A 25,286-nucleotide genomic window follows, 5' to 3' on the forward strand; every position below is an offset into this window, starting at 1 on the left:
CTTGCGGCCAGCATCAGCTTTCGAAAATCGTACCGGTCTTGGCTGCACGCGCACGGTCGCGGGCGAGCGTGGCGATCGCCGTGTCCTGCACGCCGGTGCCGGTCAGGTCGGCAATGGTGATGTCGCTGTCCGAGCGCCGGCCATGCCTTTCGCCGGCGATGATGTGGCCAAGCTCGGTGATTTCGGCATCGGACGCCATCACGCCCGCCGCGATAGCATGGTGCAGTTCGCCCAGCCGGCGCGTCTGTTTGGCGCTATCGGCGACGTAGAGATCGGCCATGCGCAGGATCGCCGGCGCGATCTCGTTCTTGTGCTCGGCATCCGAGCCCATGGCAGTGATATGCTGGCCGGCGGAGACGAAGCCGGCCTTGATCAGCGGCTCGGTCGACGGCGTCGTGGTGACGATGATGTCGGCATTGGCCGCAGCCTTTGCCGCGTCGGGCTCGGCGTGAACGGCGATGCCCAGTCTTTCGGACAATGCGTCGGCCGCGGCTTCGGCCTTGGCGGCATCCCTTGCCCAGATGCGGGCTTTGGTGATCGGCCGCACCAGCATCAGCGCCTCGAGCTGCAGTCCGGCCTGAACACCGGCGCCGAAGATCGCGGCAACGGAGGAACCCGGCCGCGACAGATGTTTGGCGGCAACCGCGCCGGCCGCCGCCGTGCGGATGTCGGTGAGATAGCCATTGTCGAGCAGCAGCGCCTCGACCAGACCGGTTTTCGCCGACAGCAGCACCACCATGCCGTTGACGCTGGGCAAGCCGAGCTTCGGATTGTCGAAAAAGCCGGGGCTGATCTTGATCGCAAAACCGTCGATGCCCGGTACATAGGCGGTCTTGACGTCGACCTCGCCGCGATGCTCGGGAATGTCGAGCCGAAGGATTGGCGGCATCGCCACCGGCAAGGTGGCGAGCGCGCGAAACGCGTTCTCGACGCAGGCAACGGCATCGAGATCAAGCTCCACGATCTTGCGCAATTCAGCTTCGGTGAGGATCGTCATCCGGCTCATGCTGCGCTCTCCGCAATTGCTTCGCCGCAGATGATCTTGCGGTGCAGTGTCATATCGATGTTGCGGCCGGACAGCACGAGCACCGTCGGGCCATTCGCTTTGACCTTGCCGGCAAGCACGGCCGCGATGCCGACCGCGCCGGCGCCTTCGACGATCTCGCGCTCCTGCTCATAGGCATGGCGGATGCCGGCGGCGATCTCGTCCTCGCTGAGCAGGATCACATCGTCGAGCAGGTCGCGGCACATCGAGAAGGTCAGCCGGTTGTCGAGGCCGATGCCGCCGCCGAGTGAATCCGCCAGCGTCGGCAGTTCTTCGACCAAAACCGGATGTCCGGCGTCGAGGCTCGCCTTCATCGCCGCACCGCGCGCCATTGAAACGCCCACCACCTTCGTCGCCGGGCTGACGCCCTTGACGGCAGCGGCAACGCCAGCCGCCAGCCCACCGCCAGAAAGCGGCACCAGCACAAGGGCGGCATCAGGAACCTGTTCGATGATCTCCAGCCCGAGCGTGCCTTGCCCGGCGACAATGGCGGGATGGTCGAAAGGCGGCAGCATGACCAGCCCCTCTTCCGCGACCAGCCGTTCGACCTCCCGCTGCGCATCGTCCTGGCTGTTGCCGACGATGCGGATCCCGGCGCCGAGCCGGCGGATCTCGTCGAGCTTGTTCTGCGGCACCAGCCGCGACATGCAGATCGTCGCGTGGATGCCTTGCAATTGAGCAGCATAGGCAAGTGCCCGGCCGTGGTTGCCGGTCGAGGCCGCGACGACGCCGCGCGCCTTCTCCTCTTCTGTCAGCGAAGCGATAGCGTTCGAGGCACCGCGCAGCTTGAAGGCGCCGGTGGTCTGCCGGTGTTCGAGCTTGAGATAAACAGGAGCGTCCAAGTGCTGGGAAAGACTCCGGGAAGGAACGGTCGGCGTACGCTCGACCTTGCCTGCGATGCGCTCGCGCGCGGCGTGGATTTCGGACAGGCTTATCCTGGACGTGGTCATGGCTCATCAATCAGTTCAGCGGCAGCGTCATCAGACGGCCGAATTCAGGGCGCGGCTCGTCGTCGTCGCAAAGCCGCAGGCAATTCCAGGCCGTCGCCTGGTTGCTGGTGACGACAGGACGGCCGATGGCTTCTTCCATACCGACAACTGCCGCCGCGGACCGCAGTGCCGTGCAGGAGACAAACAGCGCGTCCGAGCGTTCGGCCGTCGCCTCGCGAGCCAGATCGACCAAGGATTTCGGCGCAATCCGCGCCATCTCGCGATCATCCTCGAAGCCGAGGCAAGTGAAGCTGACGATTTCGAAACCATGCTCGGTGAAATAGGTCGCCATCGGCCGGCTGGTCTCGACCGTATAAGGGGTAAGAATGCTGATCGTCCTGGCGCCCAGCGCCTTCAGGCCGCGCACCCCGGCCATCGGCGGCGTAACCACCGGCGCACCGGGTTTCGCGGCCTGCACCGCCGCCTCGATTTGGGCATCGCGGATCACGACGGAAGCTGAGGTGCAGGAATAGCAGATCGCATCGAGCGGCTCGTCGGGCAGGATCAGGGCCGCGGCCGCCGTCAGTGACGGCTGCATCTTGCGCAAATTGTCCGGCGTCGTCGGGTTGGCGTAGGGGATGCGTGCGACATAGACCCCAATGCGGTCGCTTGCCACCATGCGGTGAAAATCCGGTTCGCTCGTATGGTCGGTGGCAAGGATGATCAGGCCGACCCGCTTTTCCAGCGGACGCGCGTCGAGCGGCGGCCGGGCCGAATGCAGGCGGATTTCGGGTGCAGCGCTCATCGTTCGATCCGCCCATAACGGTGTTCCAGCCAGCGCAGCAGCACCACCGAGAACAGGCTGATGGCGAGGAAGAAGGCGCCGACCAAGGTGATCGGTTCGATATACCGATAATAGGTATTGGCGACGCTCTTGGCCTGGTTCATCAGTTCCAGCACGGTGATCGCCGACAGCAGCGGCGTCTCTTTGAACATGGCGATGAAATAATTGGCAAGCGCCGGGATCATCGGCGGAATTGCCTGCGGAATGATGATGTGCGTCCAGGTCTGGGTGGCGTTTAGATTGCAGGCCTTGGCCGCTTCCCACTGGCCGCGCGGAACATTATCGATGCCGGCGCGGTAGACCTCGGCCGTGTAAGTTCCGTAATGCAGCCCGAGACCGATGACGCCCGCCACCAGCGGCGGCAACAGGATGCCGAAATCCGGCAGCACGTAGAAGATGAAATAGAGCTGCACCAACAGCGGCGTGCCACGGATGAACTCGGCAAGGAAACCGACGGTGCGCGACAGAGCCCTGTTCGGCGACCGGCGCGCCAACGCGATGCCCAGCCCAACGATCGCCGCCAGCACCGAGCCGAGCAGCGTCGCCAGGATGGTGATCTTCACCCCCTCGATCAGCGTCGGCAGGATCTGCCGGACAAAATCCCAATCCCATTCCATTATCAGGCCCGATCCATCATACGCGCACCCCGTCGACGCCACGCGCCATGCGGCGTTCCAGCGAGCGCACGCCCCATGAGATGAGCAGCGCCAGGACGAAATAGATGACGAGGATGGTGCTGAACGGCACCAGAGTATTGCCCGTCTGCGAGCGCACCACCTGCGCCTGGAAGGTCAGGTCGGCGAGCGAGATCAGCGAAACGACGGCGGTGGCCTTGAGCAATTCGATGGCGTTGTTGCCGAAGGTCGGCAGCATCACCAGAAGCGCCTGCGGCAGGATGACATGGCGCATGGCTTGCCAGCGGCCGAGATTGAGCGCGGTGCACGCCTCATATTGTTCGCGGCCGATCGACTTGATGGCGCCGCGCACCACTTCCGCTGCATAGGCGCCGACATTGAGGCCCAGCGCCAGCACGCCGGCCTGCAGCGGCGTCAGCGAAATGCCGGCAAAGGGCAGCACGAAATAGGCCCAGAACAGCTGCACGAAAATCGAGGTGCCGCGGAAGAACTCGATATAGGCGGTGGCCAGCGCCCGCAGCACGAAAAACCGCGACAGCCGCCCCAGCCCGGCAAGAAAAGCCATGATCAAGGCCAGCACCGACCCCATCAGCGTCAGCTCGATGGTGACAAGCGCTCCTTGCAATATCAGGCCAAAATAGCCGGACCATTGGTTCATTGGGTCGAAAGTTTCCGCGTTGAATGTCTAGCGACACGTTGCTTCCAGCGTCCTTCTCCCGGTTCACGGGGAGAAGATACCGGCAGGCAGATGGGGGGCAGCGCGAACCAACCGGAGTATGGCGCCGCCCCTCATCCGGCCCTTCGGGCCACCTTCTCCCCGTGAAAGGGGAGAAGGAAGAACGCACCTACTTCGCCGAGCAGAGCTTGTCGCGGCTCGTCGACATTGCCGCCGCCGCCGAGAAGCCGTAAGGCTCGATGATCTTGGCGAACTCGCCGGACTTCTTCAGTTTCGCCAGCTCGACATCATAGGCGTCGCGCAGCGCTTCGTCGCCCTTCTTGAAGGCCGCGCCGTCGCAATAGACCGGCGCACCGACCACCGGCGCGATGACTTCGAGGTTCGGATCATTGGCTTTCTTGACCAGGTCGTTGATCGACAGCACGGGCAGCGAATAAGCATCGATGCGGCCGTCCTGCAGCATTTTCAGGCCGCTCTGGCCGTCCGGCACGACGATGACGCGCTCGCGCGGCACACCTGCGGTGAGCGCCAGCTTCTCTTCAGTGCCGCCACCCGGCGCGCCGATCGTGGCGCTCGCGTCCTTCGCGACGTCCTCGTAGCTCTTGAAGCCCTTCGGGTTGCCCTTCTTCACCAGCATCGCCTCGGCGTCGCACAGCACCGGTTCCGAATAGGCGACCGCAGCACAACGTTCCGGCTTCATGAACAGGCCGGCGGTGACGACGTCGAAACGGCCGGCCTGCAGGCCGGGAATCATCGCGCCATATTCCGAGATCGAGGCGACGATATCGTTGACGCCAAGGCGCTTGAAGATTTCACGGGCAACGTCAGGCGCCGCACCCGAAACCTTGCCGTCGGCAGCGACCGCCGTATAGGGCGGCTCGTTGGCGATGGCGACGCGGGCAAAGCCTTGCGCCTTGAGCTCTTCGAGCTTGCTGTCGTCGGCCGAGCCGGCCGTCGAGGCGGCCAGCACCGCCGTCAGCGCGATACCGGCGACGCCGGCCAAAATGGCAAATTTCTTCATTGTTCCCAACTCCTTGTTTGTCTGTCTTCTTGGCTTGCTTGAGGCGTCGCCGCCTCGCATGGCAGTCAGACCCGATGTCCGGCCGCAATGATCTTCTTCAGGAAACCTTGCGTGCGCTCCTGTTTGGGATGGCGGAAAATCTCGTCGGGCTTGCCCTCCTCGACTATTCTGCCGCGATCGAAGAACAGCACCCGGTCGGCGAAGTCATGGGCGAAACCCATCTCGTGGGTGACCAGCAGCATGGTCATGTCGGTCTCGGCGGCGAGCTTGCGCATGACGTTGAGCACCTCGTCGACGAGCTCAGGGTCGAGCGCCGAGGTGACCTCGTCGAACAGCATGATTTTCGGCGACAGCGCCAGCGCCCGCGCAATCGCGACGCGCTGCTTCTGGCCGCCTGAAAGCTGCGCCGGCATCGCTTTGGCCTTGTCGACCATGCCGACCATGTCGAGCAGTTCCATCGCCCGTTTTTCTGCGGCGGCCCGCGGCACGCCTTTGGTCAGCATCGGTGCCAGCGTCACATTGTCGATGACGCATTTGTGCGGAAATAGATTGAACAGTTGGAAGACCATGCCGATCTTCTGGCGCATCTTTGCCAAATGCCGTTCATCGGCCGTCAGCAGCCGGCCGTTGCGCTCCATGTGGTACAGCTGTTCGCCGTCGACCTGGATGTGGCCGCTGTCGATACGCTCTAGCGTCATCAGGATGCGCAGGATCGTCGTCTTGCCCGAACCCGATGGGCCGATCAGTGCCAGCTTCTCGCCGGGCATGACTTGCATCGAGAGGCCGTCCAGCACCTTGAAGGTGCCGAAGCTTTTCGAAATGCCGTCGATGTTGATGATGGGCGCCGACAATGAATTTCCCGTGCTAGAGAAGCTATGCCTTTAACGATGCGGATCGCGGCAAATCATGTCAATCAAGAAAATAATATCATGACAATATTTCGGATTCCGCACAATTTCGCGCCGTTCGCCGTCTAGATCGCAAGCAGGAGATGCTCGGGATCGCCGAGCAGAAGCTTGGTGACAACGCCGAGACCGGCACGCAGTTCCCCCTCCGTGGTCGAGCCCAGCGAAATCCGTACGGCTGGATGCCAAGGCATCTGCGAAATGCGAAACGACGTACCGGGCGCAATCGCCACGCCCTGCAGGCGCGCCTGGGACACAAAGCTTTCCTCGCCGCGATCCTCGGGCAGCCGCAGCCAGACATGCAGCCCGTCGCGATGAGCCCGATAGTCCACTCCGGCAAGCACCTCGGCGGCGATGTCCAGACGCCGCCGCAAAGCCAGGCGCTGCCATCGAACGAGTTCCATCGCGGTGCCGTCGGTCACCCATTTGGTGGCGATCTCGGCCACCAGCGGCGTCGCCATCCAGTTCGAGACGAGGTGGCGGTTGGCAACTGCGGCGACATAACGATCGGGCGCGGCGAGATAGCCGATGCGCAGGCCGGGCACCACGATCTTGGTGAAGGAGGTGACATAGAGCGTGCGCTCGGGGGCAAACGCCGCGACCGGCGGCGGACGGTCCTCGACCAGCGGGCCGAGCACGTCGTTTTCGATAATGGCGATGTCGTGCCTGCGCGCCACCGCAGCGATCTGCTCGCGCCGGGCGGCATCCATCAGCGTTGCCGTCGGGTTGATCACCGAGGGCTGCACGAACACGGCGCGGATGTCGGACAGCCGACAGGCCTCGTCCAGCGCTTCCGGGATCAGCCCATTGTCGTCGATCGGCAAACCCTCGAGGTTGAAGCCGAGATAACGCGCCAGCGGGATCAGCGTGTGGTGACCGATCGCCTCGGTGGCGACGGTCGAACCGGGCGGCGCTACGCTCATCAGCGCTACCGTCATACCGGCGGTGGCGCCGTTGGTCAGGCTGATGTTCTGCGGCGACGCGTCGAGGCCGCAGAGCCGCAGCCACTCGACACCCACCGCACGGTGGCGTGGGAACACCATGTTCGGCCTGAACGACAGCGCCGAGCTGGACGGCAGGTTTTCGGCGAGCCAGCCCAGTGCCTGCCTCAGCCGCTCCAGATGCATCGGTTCGCAGACCGGCTTCAGGATGGAGAGGTCGATGAGCTCGCCCAGCCGCTCCGGCAGATAGGGCGGCTCCGGCTCGCGGCGCTGCGTCTGCACGAAGCTGCCGCGGCCGACCTCGCCGGAAACCAGCCCGCGGCGGATCAATTCCTCGTAGGCGCGGCTGACCGTCTGCACGGAAAGTTGCAGATCGTCGGCCAGTTGCCGGTGCGTCGGCAAGCGCGCGCCATTGGCCAGGCGCCCGTCATGAATGGCGCGCGCGAACTGGTCGGCGAGCGATTGATAGGCCGGCCGCCGGATAAGAGCGGGATCTGGTCGCCAAAATGTCATGACTTATTAGAGATCGAAATCAGTGCAATTGACAATCGAAATAATGCGCCGTCATGGTGTCCGGCACCGGAAGTGGGCGATCATGGCTGCAGCGAAACTCGATCCGATCGATCTGAAAATACTCGACGCCATCCAGCGCGACGGGCGCATCACCAAGCTGGCGCTGGCCGAGAAAGTCGGCCTGTCGCCGACGCCGTGCTGGATGCGGCTGCGCAAGCTGGAAAAGGCCGGCATCGTCTCGGGCTACCATGCCAGGATCGCCATGCGCGCCATCTCGCCGGTCGCTACCGTGCTGATGGAGGTGACGCTTGCCAGCCACCGCCAGGCCGATTTCGACCGTTTCGAGCGCGTCATCCGCGACATTCCCGAGATCGTCGCCTGCTGGTCTGTCGGCGGCGGCGTCGATTACCTGCTGAAAGTCATGGCGCGCGACATCGACGCCTATCAGCGGCTGGTCGACACTCTGCTCGAGCGCGAGATCGGCATCGACCGCTATTTCACCTATATCGTCACCAAGACGGTGAAGGAGGAGAGTGTGCTGCCAGTGGCGGATCTGTTGCCGACATTTTCCTGATATCGGAGTGATCGTCTGCCCGCTCGGTGCAATAGAGACAATCTCTCTACGTGCAGGCACGCAAACAGCCTCTCTGTTTGCGCGGCAGAGATAGTCTTGCGGCATGACCCGAACCGGGAGCCCGATGATGTCCGCACATTTTGCCCGCTCGCACCGCCATGAAGCACTTGATCGCCTCGCCGACCGGCGGCTGCTGCGCGAACTCGCCTATGTCGCTGGCCACTGGACGGCGAGCGAGACCGCGGAGAGTTTCGAGGTGACCGATCCGGCCACCGGATCCACCGTCGCTTTCGTTGCCGCGCTCGATGCCCGGCAGACCACATTGGCGATCGATGCGGCATCGCGCGCCTTTCCTGCCTGGCGCGCATTGCTGCCGCAGGAACGGTCGAAAATCTTGCGAAAATGGTTCGATCTGATCGTCGCCGCCAAAAATGACCTGGCCATGCTGATGACGCTAGAACAAGGCAAGCCGCTGAAGGAATCGCGCGGCGAGATCGACTATGCCGCCTCTTTTGTCGAATGGTATGCCGAGGAGGCCAAACGTCTCAACGCCGAAAGCGTCACCAGCCATCTGCCAAATGCCGAGATGGTGGTGCGACGCGAACCGCTTGGTGTCGTCGGCGTCGTCACGCCGTGGAATTTTCCCGCGGCCATGCTGACCCGCAAGGCGGCGGCCGCGCTTGCCGCCGGCTGCACCATCGTCGCGCATCCTTCGTCGGAAACACCGCTGTCGGCGCTGGCGCTGGCCGAGCTTGGCGAACGCGCCGGCCTGCCGGCTGGCGTGTTCAACGTCCTCACCGGCAGGGCTTCGACCATCGTCGGGCGGATGTGCGAAGACCCGCGCGTTCGCGCCATGAGCTTCACCGGCTCGACCGAGGTCGGCAGGTTGATCGCCGCGCAGAGTGCGCCGACGATGAAGCGTCTGGTGATGGAACTTGGCGGGCATGCGCCGCTGATCGTCTTTGCCGACGCCGATCTCGACAAGGCGGTGAGAATAGCCGTCGACGCCAAATTTGCCACCTCCGGCCAGGACTGCCTCGCCGCCAACCGCATCTATGTCCAGCGTCCGCTCTACGATCGGTTCTGCGCTGCTTTCGCCAAACGCGTCGAGGCATTGCGGACCGGCAATGGCCTCGCTGACGACACCGAAATCGGACCCTTGATGCACGAACGCGCCGTCAAGAAGGTCGAGGAGCAGGTGGCCGATGCGCTCGCCAAAGGCGTGCGTTGCCTGACCGGCGGCAAGCGCCATCCTGCCGGGCCGCTGTTCTACCAGCCGACGCTGCTGGCCGATGTTGACGACGACGCCCTGATCATGCGCGAGGAGACCTTCGGTCCGGTTGCGGCCGTGACGCCCTTCGACAGCGAAGAGGAAGTCGCCGCCCGCGCCAATGCCACCGAGTACGGCCTGGTCGCCTATGTCGTCACTGAAAACGGCGGCCGGCAATTGCGCATGGGCCGCGCGCTCGACTATGGCATGGTCGCCATCAATCGCGTCAGGATCACCGGCGCGCCGATCCCGTTCGGCGGCGTCAAGCAGTCCGGCATCGGCCGGGAGGGCTCGCGTCACGGGCTCGAAGCCTTTACCGATCTCAAATATCTCTGCCTGGACGTGGCCTAGAACCGCGCCCGACACTTTTCCTCAGGAGTAAAAAGATGCTCGACCAGTCAAACGAACTCGCCGCCTGGGATCGCGATCATTTCTTCCATCCCTCGACCCATATGGGCACGCATGCGCGTGGCGAGAGCCCGACGCGTGTGATCGCCGGTGGCGAAGGCGTCACCATCTGGGACAATAACGGTCGCAAGAGCATCGATGCCTTCGCCGGGCTCTACTGCGTCAATGTCGGCTATGGCCGCCAGAAGATAGCCGACGCCATCGCCGCGCAGGCCAAGAACCTCGCCTATTACCACGCCTATGTCGGGCACGGCACCGAGGCATCGATCACGCTTGCCAAGATGATCATCGACCGTGCGCCCGAGGGCATGTCGAGGGTCTATTTCGGCCTCTCCGGTTCCGACGCCAACGAAACCAACATCAAGCTGATCTGGTACTACAACAACGTGCTCGGCCGGCCGGAGAAGAAGAAGATCATCTCGCGCTGGCGCGGTTATCACGGCTCCGGCATCATGACCGGATCGCTGACCGGCCTCGACCTGTTCCACAACGCCTTCGACCTGCCGCGTGCGCCGGTCCTGCACACCGAGGCGCCCTACTACTTCCGCCGTGCCGACCGCTCGCTGAGCGAGGAGCAGTTTTCGCAACAGTGTGCCGACAAACTCGAGGAGATGATTCTCGCCGAAGGGCCGGAGACGGTCGCCGCGTTCATCGGTGAGCCTATCCTCGGCACCGGCGGCATCGTGCCGCCGCCGGCCGGCTACTGGGAGAAGATCCAGGCGGTGCTGAAGAAATACGACGTGCTTCTGGTTGCTGACGAGGTCGTCACCGGCTTCGGCCGGCTGGGCACCATGTTCGGCTCCGACCACTACGGCATCAAGCCTGACCTGATCACGATCGCCAAGGGCCTGACCTCGGCCTATGCGCCGCTGTCGGGCGTCATCGTGTCAGACAAGGTCTGGCAGGTGCTGGTGCAGGGTTCAGACAAGCTCGGCTCGCTCGGTCATGGCTGGACCTATTCGGCGCATCCGATCTGCGTCGCCGCCGGCGTCGCCAACCTGGAACTGATCGACGAGATGGACCTGGTGCGGAACGCCGGCGAGACCGGCGCCTATTTCCGCGCCGAGCTGACGAAAGCCGTCGGCGGCCACAAAAACGTCGGCGAGGTGCGCGGCGACGGCATGCTGGCGGCGATCGAGTTCGTCGCCGACAAGAACGATCGCGTATTCTTCGACGCCTCGCATAAAATCGGGCCGCAGGTCGCGACCACCCTTGCGGCAAGCGGCGTCATCGGCCGGGCCATGCCGCAGGGCGACATTCTTGGTTTCGCGCCGCCGCTCTGCCTGACGCGGCAAGAGGCCGATATCGTCGTGTCGAGGACGGCCGACGCGGTGAAGAGCGTGTTTGCAAATATCTGAAGAGCCGACATGAATGCCATGACCAAGACCCTCCCCGCCACCATGGCCGCCGTGCAACTGATCGGGCACGGCGGACCGGAAAAGCTCGTCTACCGCACCGACGTGAAAGTGCCCTCGCCCGCCCGGGGCGAGGTGCTGGTCAAGGTCACCGCTTGCGGCATGAACAACACCGACGTCTGGGTGCGCCAGGGCGCCTATGGAACGGAGGAGGATGCCGCCGCTGTGTCGACCTGGCGTCGTCGGGGCAATACGCTGAGCTTCCCGCGCATCCAGGGCACCGACACGGTCGGCAACATCATTGCCGTCGGCGACGGCGTCTCGCCGACCCGCATCGGCGAGCGGGTGATGGTCGATTTCTCCATCTACAATCGCGACGACGATTCACTCGCCGACATCGACTATATGGGCCACGGCCGCGACGGCGGCTATGCCGAATATCAGGCGGTGCCGGCAGAGAATGCCCATGTCGTCGATACCGATCTCAGCGATGTCGAGCTCGCCACTTTCTGCTGCGCCTATCTCACCGGCGAACAGATGCTGGAACGCGCAGCATTGAAGGCCGGTGAGCGCGTGCTGGTCACCGGCGCCTCGGGCGGCGTCGGCTCCGGCATCGTGCAGTTGGCGCGGGCACGCGGCGCCATTCCCTATGCGGTTGCCGGCAAGGGCAAGGAACAGGCCGTGCGTGACATCGGCGCCGAGGCGGTGATCACCCGTGGCGTGGCCGACCTGCCGGCAGCCGTGAACGAGGCGACCGGCGGGCGGCCAATCGATGTGGTCGCCGACCTGGTCGGCGGCGCGATCTTCAACGACCTCCTGCGCATCTTGAGGCCAGAAGGCCGCTATACCACGGCCGGCGCGATTGCCGGCCCGGTCGTGCAGCTCGATCTGCGCACCATGTACCTGAAACAGCTGCAACTGCATGGCTCAAGCCAGGGCACACGCGCGGATTTCCGCCGCATCGTGCGCTACATCGAGGACAAGAAGATCCGGCCGCTGGTCGGCGGCGTCTACAAGCTGTCCGATTTCCATCGCGCCCAGGCCGATTTCATCGCCAAGGATTTCGTTGGCAAGCTGGTCGTCGTGCCGGATGCGTCGCCAAAATAGCGCGTCGACCAAAAACGCCTATGACAGGCTCGGGCCGTTCGCGGACGCGGTGAGGTCGAGCGCCACATCCAAGCAGCGTTTTCGTGATGGCTTTGTTTATCTGAATGAGCAAAACCCATTCTGATTTGGCTGCACGCCGGCAACAAGGATTCCTGACCCTCTCCTGCGGTGTTATAGGTTTTCGCGATTTTCTTATAACTCCCGCTTGCGTCCCTTGAGGTCATGCCGCTATAAGAGAACCGCATTTTTCTTATAACCGGAGCCGCCTGACATGAAGACGGTCGACCTCGTTTACCGCACGATGTATGCGGAACTCGTCCAGCGATCCTTGGACGCAGTCTTCGAAACGGATTTCCCTACGACGGGCAATCTCGTCAAGGTGCCCGTCAAGGGCAAGGTATACTGGTATTTCGAGGAAACGCAGCCGACGAAGACGCGACGGTATGTCGGGCCTGACAGCGATCCCGAGATTGCAAAACGCGTTGAATCCTTCCGTCAGATCAAGGACGACCTCCGCGCCCGCAGGAAGCTGGTATCCACGCTCGTGCGCGAGGCAGGGCTGACAGAACCCGAAAGGTTCACCGGGGATGTCGTCGAGGCGCTGGGGAAGGCTGGCATCTTCCGCTTACGCGGCGTCCTGGTCGGCACAGTCGCCTTTCAGTCCTACGCGGGCTATCTGGGCGTGAAGCTGCCCGGTGCAGCGTTGCAGACGGGCGATGCAGACTTCGCCCTATTCCATTCCGTGTCGGCCGCGGTCGAGGACAGCCTGCCGCCCATCCTCGAAATCTTGAGGGAGATCGACCCAACCTTCAGGGAAATCCCTTACAGATCAGATCCCGGACACGCGACGCAATTCGAGAACGCAGTCCGATACAAGGTCGAGTTCCTTACACCGAACACGGGCAGCGATGACTACGCCGATCATGCAACCTCGATGCCGTCTTTGGGCGGTGCATCCGCGCAGCCTCTTCGGTTTCTCGATTTCCTGATCCACGAACCAATCAGAACTGTGCTGCTGCATCGATCGGGAGTGCCTGTCGTGGTACCGTCGCCCGGACGATATGCGGTTCACAAGCTGATCGTTGCCTCGCGCCGACAGAACAACGCAAACGGCGTGGGCAAGCGGGAAAAGGATGTCCGCCAGGCAGCACTTCTGGTCGAGGCACTGGAAGCTACCCGTCGCCAGGACGATCTCGCCGTCGCGTTTTCGGAAGCGTGGGACAGGGGGAAACATTGGCGTGAAGCGATACAAAAAGGACTTGGCTTGATTCCCCAGAAACAGCGTGGCGACGTCGAGGCGACGATCGTCAACGCACTTTCAGGAATCGGCGAGGAACTGGAAGGATTCAGCGGCTCATCTGCGAAAACAAAGCACGGAGACTAAACGGCAGCAACGGGTGTGGAGGGTAACCTTCTGCCAGCCGTCGCCGAGGCGTTTTTGTTTTCAGGTTTCAAAAATCGACTTTGCCTATTCAGCTCTGCGATCGGATCTGCTTGGCGGCAGCCTCGAGCGACCGTTCAAACGCGTCGATCACCTGGTCGACCTGCGGCTCGGTGATGATCAGCGGCGGGCAGAAAGCCAGCGCATCGCCCATATTGCGCGAGATGACGCCGTTCTGCTGCATGAAGCCGTTGACGAGCCCGCCCAGTTCACTGGTCTTCCCCCACGGCGCCTTGTTCGCCTTGTCGCCGACCAGTTCGACCGCCGAAATCAGGCCGATGCCGCGCACCTCGCCGACAAGCGGGTGCGAAGCGAGCGTGCGCAGCCGCTTCAGCATATGCGCGCCGACCGCACGCGCATTGCCGACAAGGTCGCGCTCCTCGATCAGCTTCAGGTTCTCGAGCGCGACCGCTGCCGCAACAGGATGGCCGCCGCCGGTGAAACCGTGGCCGAAGGTGCCGATACGGTTGCTTTCGTCGGCGATCGGCTCGAATACCTTGTCATTGATCAGCAGGGCTGAGATCGGCAGGTAGGACGAAGAGATCTGTTTCGATAACACCATGATGTCGGGCCTGATGCCGAAGGTCTGCGAGCCGAACATCTCACCAGTTCGGCCAAAGCCGCAGATCACCTCGTCGGCGATGAGCAGGATGTCGTATCTCGACAGGACCGCCTGTATCTTCTCCCAGTAGCCCGCCGGCGGTACGATGACGCCGCCGGCGCCCATGATCGGTTCGCCGAAAAAGGCGGCGATGGTTTCCGGTCCTTCGGCGAGGATCAGCTTTTCCAGTTCGTCGGCAAGCCGCGTCGAAAACAGCTCCTCGCTTTCACCCGGCAGCGCCTCGCGCCAATGGTGCGGCGTCGAGGTATACAGCACATTGGCAATCGGCAGGTCAAAGGAAGTGTGGTTGTTGGGCAGTCCGGTCAGGCTTGCCGAGGCGATGGTGACGCCGTGATAGCCCTTCTTGCGGCTGATGATCTTCTTGCGCGCCGGCTGGCCGAGCGCATTCGACCGGTACCAGATCATCTTCATGGCCGTATCGTTGGCCTCGGAGCCGGAATTGGTGAAATACGCCTTGCTCATCGGCACCGGCGCCATCTGCACCAGTCTCTCGGCGAGATCGATCAGCGGCGAATGCGATTTGGAGCCGAAATCGTGATAGTAAGGCAGCTTCGACATTTGCCGTACTGCCGCATCGACCAGCCGCTTCTCCGAAAAGCCGACCGCGACGCTCCAGAGCCCCGCCATCGCCTCGATATAGCGGTTGCCGGCAAGGTCCTCGACATAGATGCCGTCGCCCTTCTCGATGACGAGCGGCCCCGACTCCTGATGCTTGCGCGCATTCGTATAGCCATGCATGTGAAAGCTTATGTCGCGGGCTTCGGGTGAATTCGGTCGTGCGTCCATGACGGCTCCTGATGCTGACGCGGAACAATCCTGCCGCCGGTCCGGCTCGGCAGGTCCCCGTGCGTTATGCCGTTTGATGCATCTTTCTCGAACGGTATAGTGTCAAGCGCTTTCGGCAGGGCCAGCGGATGGATGGACGCATGCAGAACTTCGGCTTGACCTAACCGTGGACCATGTCGACTGCATTGTCGCTGGCGCCGGCGTTGTTGGCCTGGCGATCACGCGAGAGATGGCGCAGCGCGGCATCGATACGCTGGTCCTGGAAGCCGAGAACGCTATCGGCACCGGGACAAGCTCGCGCAATTCCGAGGTCATCCATGCCGGCCTCCACTATCCGGTTGGATCGCTGAAAGCCCAGTTCTGCGTGGCCGGCCGGGAAAGACTCTATCGCTATTGCGAGGAGCGGGCGGTCCCACACGCGCGCTGCGGCAAGCTCATCGTTGCCACAAGTGCCGAACAGGAGCCGGTGCTCGCCTCAATCCGGGCCAATGCACGCGCTTGCGGCGCCGGCGACCTGTTGCGCTTGAGCGAAGCCGAGGCGCATACGCTGGAGCCCAGCCTTAAGTGCACGGCGGCGCTGCTGTCGCCCGCCACCGGCATCATCGACAGCCATGCCCTGATGCTCGCCCTGTTGGGCGACGCCGAGGAGCACGGGGCGGCACTTAGTCTCAACACGCGCATCGCCTCCGGCCGCATCGAAGCAGGCCGCGTCGTGCTCGAGACGGTGGACGCTGCCGGCGGCGAGCGCTTCGAGATCGCCACTCCGCGTTTCGTCAATGCCGCCGGGCTTGGCGCCTCAGCACTTGCCGGTTCGCTTGAAGGGCTCAATCAGCAATTGGTGCCAAAGCTCCATTATGCCAAGGGCAATTATTTTTCGGTGGCCGGACGGGCGCCGTTCTCGCGATTGGTCTATCCGGTGCCCGAACCCGGCGGGCTCGGTGTTCATCTGACACTCGACCTTGATGGCGTCGCCCGCTTCGGGCCGGACGTCGAATGGACCGATCAACTCGACTACCGCGTCGACCCGGCTCGTGGCGAGCGCTTCTACAGCGAGATCCGCAAATACTGGCCGGACCTGGCCGATGGCAGCCTGCAACCCGCTTACAGCGGCATCCGGCCAAAACTGTCCGGTCCCGGTGAGGCCAATGCCGACTTCGTCGTCCAGGACGTGGCGGTGCACGGCGTGGATAGCCTGGTCAACCTGTTCGGCATCGAAAGCCCCGGCCTGACCTCCTGCCTGACGATTGCCGACCACGTCGCGCAGTGCCTCGCGCCGAAGTTGTAGCGTGCGGCGCCCCGCGCCGCGATCTGCACTGTATCAAGGCGCATTGCGTGAACTTTCAGACGCAAGTCGCCTATGAGGCACATCGCGCACTTGCAGCCCGCTCCGCGCTCTGATTCCCTGCATTCTGGGGCTGTCCTGATTCGCACTGCCCGGTTCAGAGTTTTCGCAGTGCGCCCGGGACAAGCTTCCAGCGACCACTCGGCGTATCCAGGGAGAACGGCAATGAACACCGCGACGAGGCCGGTAATCTCGGAGATGAGGCCCAAGATCACCGTCGTCGGGGTCGGCGGCGGCGGCGGCAACGCCGTCAACAACATGATCGCCGAAGGCCTGCAGGGCGCGGAATTCATCGTCGCCAACACCGATGCCCAGGCCCTTGCCATGTCGAAGGCAACGAGGCTGATCCAGTTGGGCGCTCATATCACCGAAGGTCTCGGCGCCGGGTCCCTGCCCGAGGTCGGCCGTGCCGCGGCCATGGAATCCATCGACGAGATCATGGATCACCTTGCTGGAACGCACATGTGCTTCGTGACCGCCGGCATGGGAGGCGGAACCGGCACTGGTGCCGCGCCTGTTATAGCACAGGCAGCGCGGGCAGCCGGAATACTGACCGTTGCCGTCGTCACCAAGCCATTCGTCTTCGAAGGCAGGCGCCGCATGTACGCTGCCGATGAGGGCATCGAGCGCCTGCGCGAAAGCGCCGATACCGTCATCGTCATTCCCAACCAGAATCTGTTCAGGATCGCCGACGCCAGAACCACGTTCGCCGACGCCTTTGCCATGGCCGACCGGGTCCTCTATGCGGGTGTCGGCTGCATCACCGATCTGATCGTCAAGGAAGGCCTGATCAATCTCGACTTCGCCGATGTGAAGTCGGTGATGCGCGACATGGGCCGCGCCATGATGGGAACCGGCGAAGCCGCCGGAGAAGGCCGCGCCAAGAAGGCAGCGGAAGCGGCAATCGCCAACCCGCTGCTCGACGAAGCTTCGATGATGGGCGCCAAGGGCGTCCTTGTCTCGATATCGGGCGGCATGGACATGACGCTGTTCGAGGTCGACGAAGCCGCTACCCGCATCCGCGAGGAGGTCGACAACGATGCCGACATCATCGTCGGCGCCATCTTCGACAAGGCACTCGCCGGAAAATTCAGGGTATCGGTCGTGGCGACCGGCTTGCGGCGTGGCCTGGAGATTCCACTGCTTGCCGAACCGGAAGTTCGCATGAACTGAACAGCGTTATCGCGTGCGGTTCGCTCAGCTGATTGCCAGCCTCGCGTCACCACGGCCGCGCGCCGTCGATGACTTCCATGGCGCGTGCAGCAAAACGGCCGGCCAGCGGTGCCACGTCGGCCGCATCGGCCGCAACCGCGCTGCCGGCCAGCACGCGGTCGGCGATGCCGACGAAGATCACGGCAAAGCGGAACATGGCAAACACCAGATGGAACCGCTGGAGCGGCGCCGTCGGCACGGCGTGGGCGAAGTAATGATCGAGGAATTCGCGCTGTGTCGGAATCCCGAGGGCTGCCTGATCAAGGCCGAGGATGCCGCCATATTCGTCCGATGAGGAATGCCAGGGCATCGAGCAGAAGCCGAGATCAGCAAGCGGATGGCCGAGGGTCGATAACTCCCAGTCGAGTATGCCGATCACCTCGGGCCGCTCGGGATGGAAGATGAGATTGCCGAGACGGAAATCGCCATGCGCGATCGAAACGTGGCCGTCATCTGGCGGAAGATGTCGCGGCAGCCATTCGGCGACGGCTTCGAGCGCGGCAATGCGCTCACTCGGCGATTCCCGCAACTGTCTGGTCCAGCGCGCGATCTGTCGCTCAAAATAGTTCCCGGGACGGCCATAGTCGCCGAGCCCAACCTCTTCCGGCCGGACTGCGTGCAGCTTTGCCAGCGCCTCGGCCATGCCGAAATAGATGCCGCGCCGCTCGTCCGGCGCCAGTCCCGGCAACGCGCCATCGTGGAACACCCGGCCGTCGAGCCGCTGCATCAGATAGAACGGCGTGCCGAGCGGCTCGTCGCCGTCGTGATAGAGCACCGGCCGCGGCACCGGCACCTTTGTCGATGCTAGCGCCTCGATCACCCGGTACTCGCGATCGACCGCATGAGCGCCGCGCAGGATCGGTCCCGGAGGTTTCTTGCGCAGAACCATGCGGCGGCCGCCATAGTCGACGAAATAGGTCGGGTTGGATTGGCCGCCGACGATCCGCTCAAGCGACATTTGGCCATCGCCAAAATGCGCTCTCAGAAAATCCTCCAGGCGTACCGGATCGAAATCCATCCTCATTGCCGGCTCAGCGGTTCCCGCCGCGACCTGTTTCGTCTTGTCTGCCGGCTTCGACATGCCAGCGCCAGAAGCCCGCACCTTCCTCGTTGAGAAAGCGGTTGAGCACCATCTTGTGGACCTCGTCGGCGCCGTCGACCAGGCGAGCCTGGCGGGCGTAGCGGTAAATCCATTCGAGTACAGTGTCTTTCGAATAGCCGCGGGCGCCGTTGATCTGGATCGCCACGTCGGCGGCGTCATGCAGCACGTTGGCGACCTGGATCTTGGCCATGGAGACCTCCTTGCGGGCAAAGCCACCGCGATCGAGCTCCCAGGCCGCCTTCATCACCAGCAGCCGCCCGATCTCGATGCGCATGGCAAGGTCGCCGAGCATCAGCTGGATACTCTCACGGTCGGCCAAAAGCTGCCCGAAACCGCTACGCTCGGCGGCATAGGCGCGCGCGATCTCGATGCAGCGCTTGGCAAGACCGAGCCAGCGCATGCAATGGGTGAGCCGCGCCGGACCGAGCCGGACCTGGGTAACCCGGAGGCCGCTGCCTTCGCCGGCAAGCACGTCCTCGACCGGGACTTCCAGGCCATCGAACTCCAGCTCGCAATGGCCGCCATGTTCTTCCGGTCCCATGATTTCGATGCGCCGCACGATCCGCCAGCCCGGCTGGTCCTTGTGGAACAGCAAGGCCGAAAGGCCGTGACGCGGATCGTCCGAAGTGCGCGCAATGAGAATGAAGTGGCTCGCCTCTTGCGCGCCGGTGATGAACCATTTGCGGCCTGTGACGACATATCTGTCGCCACGCCGTTCGGCTCTGGTCATGATCATCGACGGGTCGGAGCCGCCGCCCGGGTGCGGTTCCGTCATTGCAAAGGCCGAGCGCACCTTGCCCTCGACGATCGGTTTCAGCCATCTTTGCTTCTGCTCAGGCGTTCCCAACCGTTCCAGCATCATCATATTGCCATCGTCGGGGGCCGCGGAATTGAACACGACCGGACCGAAGATCGAGCGGTTCATCTCTTCATAGCAGACGGCCATATCCACCTTGGAAAGGCCGGCCCCGCCGGTCTCGGGTTTGAGCTGCAGGCACCACAGGCCGGCTGCTTTCGCCTTGCCGCGTAGCGTTTCAAGCAGCGGCAGCGCAATATTGCCATGGCCGTCATAGCAAGCCTTGTCAGCCTCGAGCGGCAGGATTTCGCGCTCGACGAAATCGGCGATCCGGCTGCGGAAGGCCTCGGTTCGGACGGAAATGTCGAAATTCATGGCGCTCACAAGGATGAAACGAGATGCCGCCATCGGCTCCGATGGTCGCGCCGGTAGTGTAACTGCCGTCGTTGAATGGGAGCAACAGCAGTTCGCCGGCCGTTCCTTGCGCACGTCAAAGCGCCGGTTCGATATGGATCGATGCCGGCGTGCTGCCGATGCCGGTCGAATTCCAGGATCAAAGAGTGCTCAGGTTTCGTATCGCTAACGTCCGCGACAATGCTCAGATCAATTCGAGGACAGCGCAGCCATAGCCGTCCAGCGTCAACACTCCGGAGACAGGTCCTTCGCTATCGAGCAGGTTGCTGCCGAAGGGAACGCCGGTTACCGTAACGGGCGTGTCTTTGACGTTTTGCACGAACAACAGCCGGCGTTCGTCATTCTCGCGCATTGTGACCTCGACGCCGTCCGGCAGATCCGGAACCAGAGGCTCCACATTCGCATCCACGAAAGTGCGCTTAGCGAGTTGAGCTGTCAGCTCCGGGGTTAGATAAGTGCCGACATAGAGCACACGGCCCTTGCCGACGGCGCGGGAGGTAATAGCAGGCGTTCCTGCCGCGTAGCGGTTCGACCAAACCCCTACAATTTCGACTTCCGGTTCGACTGCGAGGTTCTCATAGAAATAACCGGCATCGAACTCGTGGTTTCCGACGGTGAAACGACGGATACGGCGGCTGGATTCGGCCGGTCTGTCGGGAGGAATGACGAGCCCGCCGGAGCGCGACATGGTATTGAACAGGCCATTGGCCCCAGGTGCCGCCAGCCGCCCGAAATCCTCGACGCGAACGCCGGTCAGCTTCGACAGCGAATGGCCCGGCGCTGTCTCGCGGATGACGTGGTTGTTTTCGTCGCGGGTTCCCGTGCGCGCGCCGATGATGACGGTACCGCCATTTTCGGCAAAGACTTGCAGCCGCTCGGTCCAGCTGTCCTTCCAGATCACCCAATGCGGCACGTAGAACACCTTGAGCTTCGACAGATCGTCTTCCGGGTGGATGAAGCCGCAGGCGATGCCGCGGTCATAGCAATACTGATGCAGCAAGGTTGCATCATCCTGCGGACTTGGCAGGCCGATGGGGAAGGTCTTGTGGGCTTCCTGATTGTCGAAGTCCGAGCCGGCGATGCCGACATCCATCCGCACATGGGTGCCTAGGATCTTGTCTTTAAGCGCGGTCATCTCGGTGGCGAACTGCCTGGCTTCGTCATAGCGGCGGCGAGCGACATCATCGTGGTCGATGATGCCCATCCAGTATATCTCCGCACCGAAATGCGCGGGGCGCCAGCGGAAGAACATGATACCATCGGCGCCACGCGCAACCGACGACATCGCCATACGTCGCATTTCGCCCGGCTCCGGCGTCAGCGTGCAGAAGCCCGGCTGGGCGCCAAAGCCCGACTGTTGTTCCGGCACTATGTAGTTGCCGGAAAATCCCCTGCAGATGTCGAGATGCAGCGCCTGGATCTTGGCGTGATTGCCGAGGCGAAAGAACTCGTCATAGAGGAACGGATAGATGTCGTAGCCGACGAAGTCGAGATCGGTGGAGAATTGGCCGCGAAAGTCGATGTCACGCAATCCGCCGAGATTGTGGAAGATGAACCAACTGGCATTCGCTTTTCTCAGGATCTCGACCTGGTCGTGCTGGAACCGTGCTGTCGAAAAGGCGAGAAAACGGTGGTAGTCCTGGAGGTGACCGGGACCGGGAAAGGACGGTGAGAATTCCAGCGGGAAGACAATTTCGCTGAAATCGCCGTAAGCCGTCGCCCAGAAGTCGCCACCCCAGGCGAAATTCAGCCTGTCTATCGTCTGGTAGGTTTCCTGGAGATAAGCCTGGAATTCCTTCAATGCCGACGGCGAGTAGGATTCCGGCATGCTGGTGTTGAGTTCGTTGTCGGTCTGCCAGCCAATGACATTTGCGTTGTCGCGGTAGTGGTCCACCATCGCCCTGGTAATCTTGCGGCTATAGTCGCGAAACACCGGGCTGCTGGTGTCGGCATACTGGCGCGAGCCGTGGCCCATCGACCGGCCATTTCCATCAAGCCGCAGGATTTCCGGATGCTTTGCGGTCAGCCAGCGCGGCGGGGTGGCGGTCGGCGTGCACAGGATCGTGTTGACGCCGTGACGCGCGAGGCCCTCGATTGCCCGGTCGAACAGGTCGAAATCGAAGGTGCCTTCACGCGGTTCGAAAATGTGCCAGGCGAATTCGCCGAGGCGGGCGACGTTGAAGCCGGCCTCGGCCATGCGCCGGGCGTCGTTGTCCCAGTAACTCTCGTCCACATGTTCGGGGTAGTGCGGCGCGCCGACCAGAAAGCGGTCGGTCTGGATCGTGCGCCAGACCGACAGGGCGCGGCCTCTTGAAGTCTTGTTCACGAAGGATACTCCTGCAGATCAGTCGGTGATGGTGGATTTGCGGGCACTGATTGTCCGCTCATCGACAGAGGAAAAGAGATAGACGTCACGCGGCTCGACCTTGAAGCCGACGGTCGCATCGGCAGCGACGGCACTCGCATGGCCGATCTGGACGGTGACGTTGCCGCTGCCGCTTTCAGAACTGACGCATTGCAGCGGGCCGGCGTCGGCATAGAGGATGGTCTCGCGGCCGAGATGCTCGACCAGCCGCACCCGTCCTGCAAAACTCGCTGTCCCTTCCGCGGCCAAGCTGATGCTCTCCGGCCGAATCCCCATCGTCACCCTATCGCCGACCTGTACGGATGCCGCTTCCGTCAGTTCGACAGTCAAAGGAGAAAGACCGGCGGTCGACAGCGTGGCGGCGCCGCCGGAGACAGCGGCGACGGTCACTTCGAAAAAATTCATCCGGGGTGCGCCGAGGAAGCCCGCGACGAAAAGGTTGGCCGGATTGCGATAGAGTTCGAGCGGAGCGCCCACCTGCTCGACCGAGCCGCGATTGAGCACGACGATACGGCTCGCCATTGTCATCGCCTCGGTCTGGTCGTGCGTGACATAGACCATGGTGGCGCCGAGCCTGGCGTGCAGATCGGAAAGCTCGACGCGCATCTGCGTGCGCAGCGCTGCGTCGAGGTTGGACAATGGTTCGTCGAACAGGAACACGTCGGGCGAGCGGGTTATCGCACGGCCGATCGCCACACGCTGACGCTGGCCGCCGGAAAGCTGTTTCGGCCGCTTGTCGAGCTGGTCGGTAATGCGAAGGATCTTGGCGGCTCGCAGCACGGCGGCATCGATCTCGGCCTTGGGGCGATGCGCCATGCGCAGGCCGAAACCCATGTTCTCGGCGACGGTCATATGCGGGTAAAGCGCATAGGACTGGAAGACCATGGCAATGCCGCGCTCACCCGGCTCGGTGGTGGTGACATCACGGCCGTTGATCAGAATCTTACCGGTCGAGACGGTTTCAAGCCCGGCGATGATCTTCAACAGCGTTGACTTGCCACAGCCGGACGGCCCGACGGTGACAATGAACTCGCCCTGTTCGACGCTGAGATCGATGCCGCGCAGCGCGTGGTAGCTGCCATAATTCTTTTGTATCTGCCGGAGTTCAAGACTGGTCATGGAGCCCTGCTTGCGAAATCAGTTTCGGATCGGGTGGGCGACGCCTTGAAGTCATGGTCGCTCATCCCTTGACCGCTCCCATGGTGAGGCCGGTGATGAAGTGCTTCTGCATTAGGAAGAACATGGCAACCGGCGGCAAAGCCACGACGATGGTGCCAGCCGAGATCAGGTTCCAGGCCGAAACCCATTCGCCGCGCAGGTTGGCGAGGCCGGCGGTTACCGGTTTGACGGTATCGCTGATGGTGAGCACGACCGCCCAAAAATAATCGTTCCAGATAAAGGTGAAGAGCAGGATGGCCAGCGCCGCGAGAGCCGGCCGCACCAATGGGACCACGACATGTACCAATGTCTGAAACGGCGTCGCGCCCTCGGCCCTGGCGGCCTGAAACAGTTCTCCCGGCAAGGCGGCGATGAAGTTGCGCATGAACAGTGTCGCAAACCCGGTCTGGAAGGCGATGTGGAAGATGATCAGGGCCGCCATCGTGTCGTAGAGGTTGAGCCGCACCATGAGATCGCGCACCGGGATCATCATGATCTGGTGCGGCAGGAAGTTTCCGCCGACGAACAGGGCGAAGACGAGCATATTGCCGCGAAACCGGTAACGGGCGAGCACGAACCCAGCGAGCGTGCTCAAGATGAGAACGCCCATCACCGAGGGGATTGTGATCGTCAGGCTGTTGAGGAAGTAGCGTGCCATCGGCGTCTGGGTGAAGACCGCCGTGTAGTTGTCGACCAGGCCGAATTGGGTCGGCCAGCCCCACAGATTGCCGCCCATGACATCCTGCGTAGAGCGGAACGAGGTAAGAACGATGGCAAAGAGCGGCGCCAGCCAGACAATCAGGATGCCGACCACCAGCACGACATAGAGGCCACGCTGCCAAATAGCAGTCTCGGGAATCGGGCGGGGAAACATCAGCCGCCTCTTTCATCGGCGCGGATCATCCGCGTCAGGTACCAGGCGATGAAGACCGCCATGATCACGAACAGCACCGAGGCAATGGCCGCGCCATAGCCGAAGCGGTAGGAAAATATGGACTGCTCGAACATCTGATAGGCAAGCACCTCGGACGAACCGAAGGGGCCGCCGCTGGTCATCACCGAGACCATGTCGAAGGAACGCAGTGCGCCGACGACAGTGACGGCGATGGCGATAAAGGTGACCTGCGTCAGCTGCGGCAACACGATGTGGCGCAGCATGTTCCAGCCCCTGGCGCCGTCGACCCGCCCGGCGCCGATCAGGTCCTCGCTGAGATTGTTGAGGCCGGCGAGATAGAGCACCATGCAGAAGGCGATCTGCGGCCACAACGCTGCGATCACGACGGCGAAGGTGACGAAGTTTTCATCCGACAGCACTGCCGGGGCGGTCGCGCCGAAGGTGCGGAAGATCAGGGCGAGAAGTCCGAATTCCGGCGTATAGACCCAGGTGAAGACAACGCCGACGGCAACCGAAGCCAGCACCAGCGGAATGAAGAACAGCGATTTGAGCAGGCGCATGCCGCGGATTTTCTGGTTGACGAGCAGCGCGATGGCGAGGCCGAGCGGCGGCGCCAGCATGAACATCACCAACCAGATCAGATTGTTCTTCAGCGAAACATAGAACTGCGGGTCGGCGAACAGTTCGCGGTAGTTGCCGAGGCCGATCCAGACCATCGGGCTGAAGCCGTCCCATTCGTGCAGGCTGATCCATAGGCTCTCGACCGCAGAGGCCAGAATGACGACGGAAAACAGCACAGCGGCTGGCAGGATCAGAAGTGTCGGTGTCAGCCACCAGCGATGGCGGCGCCAAAGCTTCGTCATTTTTGGGGGACCTCATTCAGGGAAAGCATCGGGGAACGGGGGCACGAACCCCGCTCCCCTCCGCTGG

General features: G+C 62.9%; 22 protein-coding genes. 7 read left to right on the forward strand and 15 right to left on the reverse strand.

What is annotated here, in order from left to right:
- Nucleotides 1-13 precede the first annotated feature (13 nt).
- From NKH67_RS15750 to ehuR, 8 genes are all read right to left on the reverse strand, one after another.
- Complete coding sequence (locus tag NKH67_RS15750) at nt 14-1,006, reverse strand: cyclodeaminase (RefSeq protein ID WP_352501333.1); 993 nt, start codon at nt 1,004-1,006, stop codon at nt 14-16.
- Nucleotides 1,003-1,995 (reverse strand): hydroxyectoine utilization dehydratase EutB, encoded by a 993-nt coding sequence (eutB, locus tag NKH67_RS15755; protein ID WP_352501334.1) that lies wholly within the window; start codon nt 1,993-1,995, stop codon nt 1,003-1,005. Before eutB ends, NKH67_RS15750 begins: the two co-directional genes overlap by 4 nt.
- 10 nt (nt 1,996-2,005) lie before the next feature.
- Nucleotides 2,006-2,779, reverse strand: coding sequence for an ectoine utilization protein EutA (gene eutA / locus NKH67_RS15760; protein WP_352501335.1), 774 nt, complete (start codon nt 2,777-2,779; stop codon nt 2,006-2,008).
- On the reverse strand, nt 2,776-3,435 hold the full coding sequence (gene ehuD, locus NKH67_RS15765; RefSeq protein WP_023677202.1) for an ectoine/hydroxyectoine ABC transporter permease subunit EhuD: 660 nt from the start codon (nt 3,433-3,435) through the stop codon (nt 2,776-2,778). Before ehuD ends, eutA begins: the two co-directional genes overlap by 4 nt.
- A gap of 16 nt (nt 3,436-3,451) precedes the next feature.
- Nucleotides 3,452-4,111, reverse strand: a complete 660-nt coding sequence (gene ehuC, locus NKH67_RS15770; protein ID WP_352501336.1) for an ectoine/hydroxyectoine ABC transporter permease subunit EhuC — start codon at nt 4,109-4,111, stop codon at nt 3,452-3,454.
- 187 nt (nt 4,112-4,298) lie between these two features.
- On the reverse strand, nt 4,299-5,150 hold the full coding sequence (ehuB, locus tag NKH67_RS15775) for an ectoine/hydroxyectoine ABC transporter substrate-binding protein EhuB (RefSeq protein ID WP_023677200.1): 852 nt from the start codon (nt 5,148-5,150) through the stop codon (nt 4,299-4,301).
- 65 nt (nt 5,151-5,215) lie between these two features.
- Nucleotides 5,216-6,001, reverse strand: coding sequence for an ectoine/hydroxyectoine ABC transporter ATP-binding protein EhuA (gene ehuA, locus NKH67_RS15780; protein WP_352501337.1), 786 nt, complete (start codon nt 5,999-6,001; stop codon nt 5,216-5,218).
- Nucleotides 6,002-6,123: 122 nt separating this feature from the next.
- A complete protein-coding gene (gene ehuR, locus NKH67_RS15785) occupies nt 6,124-7,509 on the reverse strand; it encodes a MocR-like ectoine utilization transcription factor EhuR (protein ID WP_352501338.1) in 1,386 nt (461 codons plus the stop codon).
- Between the two features lie 82 nt (nt 7,510-7,591).
- Here ehuR and NKH67_RS15790 point away from each other — a divergent pair, with 82 nt between their 5' ends.
- The 5 genes from NKH67_RS15790 to NKH67_RS15810 all read left to right on the forward strand — a co-directional run bounded on the left by NKH67_RS15790 (nt 7,592) and on the right by NKH67_RS15810 (nt 13,607).
- Nucleotides 7,592-8,083 carry an Lrp/AsnC family transcriptional regulator gene (locus NKH67_RS15790; RefSeq protein WP_352501339.1) on the forward strand — a complete coding sequence of 164 codons (492 nt, stop codon included), beginning with the start codon at nt 7,592-7,594 and terminating at the stop codon, nt 8,081-8,083.
- A gap of 127 nt (nt 8,084-8,210) precedes the next feature.
- On the forward strand, nt 8,211-9,704 hold the full coding sequence (locus NKH67_RS15795) for an NAD-dependent succinate-semialdehyde dehydrogenase (protein ID WP_352501436.1): 1,494 nt from the start codon (nt 8,211-8,213) through the stop codon (nt 9,702-9,704).
- A gap of 35 nt (nt 9,705-9,739) precedes the next feature.
- A complete protein-coding gene (locus NKH67_RS15800; RefSeq protein WP_352501340.1) occupies nt 9,740-11,119 on the forward strand; it encodes an aspartate aminotransferase family protein in 1,380 nt (459 codons plus the stop codon).
- A gap of 9 nt (nt 11,120-11,128) precedes the next feature.
- Complete coding sequence (locus NKH67_RS15805) at nt 11,129-12,223, forward strand: alcohol dehydrogenase family protein (protein ID WP_352501341.1); 1,095 nt, start codon at nt 11,129-11,131, stop codon at nt 12,221-12,223.
- A 271-nt stretch (nt 12,224-12,494) separates the two neighbouring features.
- Nucleotides 12,495-13,607: a nucleotidyltransferase family protein gene (locus NKH67_RS15810; protein WP_352501342.1), complete on the forward strand. Its 1,113-nt coding sequence runs from the start codon at nt 12,495-12,497 to the stop codon at nt 13,605-13,607.
- A gap of 88 nt (nt 13,608-13,695) precedes the next feature.
- Here the strand turns inward: NKH67_RS15810 and NKH67_RS15815 are convergent, their stop codons facing one another.
- Nucleotides 13,696-15,072: an aspartate aminotransferase family protein gene (locus NKH67_RS15815; protein WP_352501343.1), complete on the reverse strand. Its 1,377-nt coding sequence runs from the start codon at nt 15,070-15,072 to the stop codon at nt 13,696-13,698.
- A 166-nt stretch (nt 15,073-15,238) separates the two neighbouring features.
- Here NKH67_RS15815 and NKH67_RS15820 point away from each other — a divergent pair, with 166 nt between their 5' ends.
- Nucleotides 15,239-16,357: an NAD(P)/FAD-dependent oxidoreductase gene (locus tag NKH67_RS15820; protein ID WP_352501344.1), complete on the forward strand. Its 1,119-nt coding sequence runs from the start codon at nt 15,239-15,241 to the stop codon at nt 16,355-16,357.
- A gap of 222 nt (nt 16,358-16,579) precedes the next feature.
- Nucleotides 16,580-17,587, forward strand: a complete 1,008-nt coding sequence (ftsZ, locus tag NKH67_RS15825; RefSeq protein ID WP_353031258.1) for a cell division protein FtsZ — start codon at nt 16,580-16,582, stop codon at nt 17,585-17,587.
- 46 nt (nt 17,588-17,633) lie between these two features.
- Here ftsZ and NKH67_RS15830 read toward each other — a convergent pair whose 3' ends face one another.
- The 6 genes from NKH67_RS15830 to NKH67_RS15855 all read right to left on the reverse strand — a co-directional run bounded on the left by NKH67_RS15830 (nt 17,634) and on the right by NKH67_RS15855 (nt 25,219).
- Nucleotides 17,634-18,650: a phosphotransferase family protein gene (locus tag NKH67_RS15830; protein WP_352501437.1), complete on the reverse strand. Its 1,017-nt coding sequence runs from the start codon at nt 18,648-18,650 to the stop codon at nt 17,634-17,636.
- A 7-nt stretch (nt 18,651-18,657) separates the two neighbouring features.
- Nucleotides 18,658-19,899 (reverse strand): acyl-CoA dehydrogenase family protein, encoded by a 1,242-nt coding sequence (locus NKH67_RS15835; protein ID WP_352501438.1) that lies wholly within the window; start codon nt 19,897-19,899, stop codon nt 18,658-18,660.
- A 223-nt stretch (nt 19,900-20,122) separates the two neighbouring features.
- On the reverse strand, nt 20,123-22,264 hold the full coding sequence (locus tag NKH67_RS15840) for a beta-galactosidase (RefSeq protein ID WP_352501345.1): 2,142 nt from the start codon (nt 22,262-22,264) through the stop codon (nt 20,123-20,125).
- An 18-nt stretch (nt 22,265-22,282) separates the two neighbouring features.
- Nucleotides 22,283-23,422 (reverse strand): ABC transporter ATP-binding protein, encoded by a 1,140-nt coding sequence (locus NKH67_RS15845; RefSeq protein ID WP_352473208.1) that lies wholly within the window; start codon nt 23,420-23,422, stop codon nt 22,283-22,285.
- 61 nt (nt 23,423-23,483) lie between these two features.
- Nucleotides 23,484-24,335 (reverse strand): carbohydrate ABC transporter permease, encoded by an 852-nt coding sequence (locus tag NKH67_RS15850; protein WP_352501346.1) that lies wholly within the window; start codon nt 24,333-24,335, stop codon nt 23,484-23,486.
- The gene (locus NKH67_RS15855) at nt 24,335-25,219 is read right to left on the reverse strand and encodes a carbohydrate ABC transporter permease (RefSeq protein ID WP_023677182.1); all 885 of its coding nucleotides are present in this window, start codon (nt 25,217-25,219) and stop codon (nt 24,335-24,337) included. Before NKH67_RS15855 ends, NKH67_RS15850 begins: the two co-directional genes overlap by 1 nt.
- Between the last annotated feature and the right edge of the window lie 67 nt (nt 25,220-25,286).

This window comes from Mesorhizobium sp. M0968 (assembly GCF_040319065.1).
Lineage (GTDB): Bacteria > Pseudomonadota > Alphaproteobacteria > Rhizobiales > Rhizobiaceae > Mesorhizobium.

What these genes read in the sequence shown, in the direction of transcription:
- NKH67_RS15750 (WP_352501333.1), bottom strand. Translation starts at nt 1,006, where the DNA reads ATGAGCCGGATGACGATCCTCACCGAAGCTGAATTGCGCAAGATCGTG.
- eutB (WP_352501334.1), bottom strand. Translation starts at nt 1,995, where the DNA reads ATGACCACGTCCAGGATAAGCCTGTCCGAAATCCACGCCGCGCGCGAG.
- eutA (WP_352501335.1), bottom strand. Translation starts at nt 2,779, where the DNA reads ATGAGCGCTGCACCCGAAATCCGCCTGCATTCGGCCCGGCCGCCGCTC.
- ehuD (WP_023677202.1), bottom strand. Translation starts at nt 3,435, where the DNA reads ATGGAATGGGATTGGGATTTTGTCCGGCAGATCCTGCCGACGCTGATC.
- ehuC (WP_352501336.1), bottom strand. Translation starts at nt 4,111, where the DNA reads ATGAACCAATGGTCCGGCTATTTTGGCCTGATATTGCAAGGAGCGCTT.
- ehuB (WP_023677200.1), bottom strand. Translation starts at nt 5,150, where the DNA reads ATGAAGAAATTTGCCATTTTGGCCGGCGTCGCCGGTATCGCGCTGACG.
- ehuR (WP_352501338.1), bottom strand. Translation starts at nt 7,509, where the DNA reads ATGACATTTTGGCGACCAGATCCCGCTCTTATCCGGCGGCCGGCCTAT.
- NKH67_RS15790 (WP_352501339.1), top strand. Translation starts at nt 7,592, where the DNA reads ATGGCTGCAGCGAAACTCGATCCGATCGATCTGAAAATACTCGACGCC.
- NKH67_RS15795 (WP_352501436.1), top strand. Translation starts at nt 8,211, where the DNA reads ATGTCCGCACATTTTGCCCGCTCGCACCGCCATGAAGCACTTGATCGC.
- NKH67_RS15800 (WP_352501340.1), top strand. Translation starts at nt 9,740, where the DNA reads ATGCTCGACCAGTCAAACGAACTCGCCGCCTGGGATCGCGATCATTTC.
- NKH67_RS15805 (WP_352501341.1), top strand. Translation starts at nt 11,129, where the DNA reads ATGAATGCCATGACCAAGACCCTCCCCGCCACCATGGCCGCCGTGCAA.
- NKH67_RS15810 (WP_352501342.1), top strand. Translation starts at nt 12,495, where the DNA reads ATGAAGACGGTCGACCTCGTTTACCGCACGATGTATGCGGAACTCGTC.
- NKH67_RS15815 (WP_352501343.1), bottom strand. Translation starts at nt 15,072, where the DNA reads ATGGACGCACGACCGAATTCACCCGAAGCCCGCGACATAAGCTTTCAC.
- ftsZ (WP_353031258.1), top strand. Translation starts at nt 16,580, where the DNA reads ATGAACACCGCGACGAGGCCGGTAATCTCGGAGATGAGGCCCAAGATC.
- NKH67_RS15830 (WP_352501437.1), bottom strand. Translation starts at nt 18,650, where the DNA reads ATGAGGATGGATTTCGATCCGGTACGCCTGGAGGATTTTCTGAGAGCG.
- NKH67_RS15835 (WP_352501438.1), bottom strand. Translation starts at nt 19,899, where the DNA reads ATGAATTTCGACATTTCCGTCCGAACCGAGGCCTTCCGCAGCCGGATC.
- NKH67_RS15845 (WP_352473208.1), bottom strand. Translation starts at nt 23,422, where the DNA reads ATGACCAGTCTTGAACTCCGGCAGATACAAAAGAATTATGGCAGCTAC.
- NKH67_RS15850 (WP_352501346.1), bottom strand. Translation starts at nt 24,335, where the DNA reads ATGTTTCCCCGCCCGATTCCCGAGACTGCTATTTGGCAGCGTGGCCTC.
- NKH67_RS15855 (WP_023677182.1), bottom strand. Translation starts at nt 25,219, where the DNA reads ATGACGAAGCTTTGGCGCCGCCATCGCTGGTGGCTGACACCGACACTT.